Below are 1,149 nucleotides of genomic sequence, written 5' to 3' on the forward strand. Positions count from 1 at the left end.
CGGCTGCGGTGAGAGGCCGGGCCCTCAGTAGTCGAGCTCGGCGGTGACCGAGCACTTCTTCACCCGGGAGACCTTGCCCGGGTGGTCCATCCGGACGGAGACGGTCTTCGTCTCGCCGCCGTCCGCGTCCACGGTCGCCTCTCCCGTGTCGACGGTGCTGCCGACCGCGTCGAGGAAGGTCACGTCGACCTCGTACGAGTGGCTGCCGGCCGCGTTCGCGGTGAGCCGCACCGTCGAGGTGGTGACGGCCTTGCGCTTGCCCTTGCGGGGGGCCGCGCAGCGGAAGACGTACGCCTGCGGGGCGTCCGTGGCGGTGGCGGTGGGGGTCACGTTCGTGGAGCCCGAGGAGCCGCTCGACGAGCTGTAGTCGTCATCGTCGTAGTCGTAGTCGGAGTCGGTGTCGTGGTACGTGCCGTTGCTCTTCTTCGAGCTGGAGCACCCGCCTCCGCCGCTGCTCGACTTGCTCTTCCCGCTCCTGCTCTTGCTGCCGCCCTTCCCGCCGCTGCTGGAAGTGGAGAAGCCGGTGAGCGCGAGTACCACCGCGACCAGGACCACGGTCAGCTTCACGTGTTGCCGCACCATCGGTACGTCCCCCTTGTGTTGTCCTTCGTCTGTGCTGCGTACCGGCCCCGTTGCCGGACGGCCGCGCGACACCGTAGCGCACAGCGTGACGGGCCCCGACCGGTAGCTCGGTCATGACCCTGTCACGGTCTCGTCATCATCCGTCTGGTGGCGTGGGTCATGCCTCCGGCGTAGCGTCGAGTCGAGAGCGGTGAAGATCGGCGTCGCCGGCCGGCACGCGTCTCCCGCCCGCGGGAGGTACCGGACATGATCCGTAACGTCCTCGGCTCGATCGTCGCTCTCCTAGGAGCGGCGGCCGCCGTGCTGAGCCCCTTCCGTGACTGGTACGACGGCCGCCTCGGGCGGTACTACGGGGTCGACGACCTGTTCACCGGCATCACCGCGGCCCACCCCGGCGTACTCGGCTCGATCCTGCTGCCCTTCCTCTTCGCGGCGGTCCTGGCGGTCGTGGGCGTGGTGCTCCGCTTCCGGCCGCTGGTCGCACTCGCGGGTGTGCTGGTGCTCGGGTTCACCGTGTTGTGGATGGTGCGTCAGGGGCAGGCGGCGGGCAGCCTGACGGTCGCGGGT

At 69.8% G+C, this 1,149-nt stretch carries 1 protein-coding gene and 1 pseudogene; one reads left to right on the forward strand and one right to left on the reverse strand.

The genetic code is table 11. The annotated features are described in order from the left end of the window. Positions 1-24: 24 nt before the first annotated feature. Complete coding sequence (locus JGS39_RS39590) at positions 25-582, reverse strand: hypothetical protein (RefSeq protein WP_219574599.1); 558 nt, start codon at positions 580-582, stop codon at positions 25-27. Positions 583-828: 246 nt separating this feature from the next. On the opposite strand from JGS39_RS39590, the pseudogene JGS39_RS39595 reads away from it, so the two are divergent. Continuing rightward, a pseudogene (locus tag JGS39_RS39595) lies at positions 829-1,149 on the forward strand (hypothetical protein); the annotation flags it as partial.

Source organism: Streptomyces poriferorum (assembly GCF_019399235.1).
Taxonomy (GTDB): domain Bacteria; phylum Actinomycetota; class Actinomycetes; order Streptomycetales; family Streptomycetaceae; genus Streptomyces; species Streptomyces poriferorum.

Bases quoted from the DNA above. Each gene is read 5' to 3' on its own strand.
- JGS39_RS39590 (WP_219574599.1), bottom strand. From the start codon at position 582: ATGGTGCGGCAACACGTGAAGCTGACCGTGGTCCTGGTCGCGGTGGTA.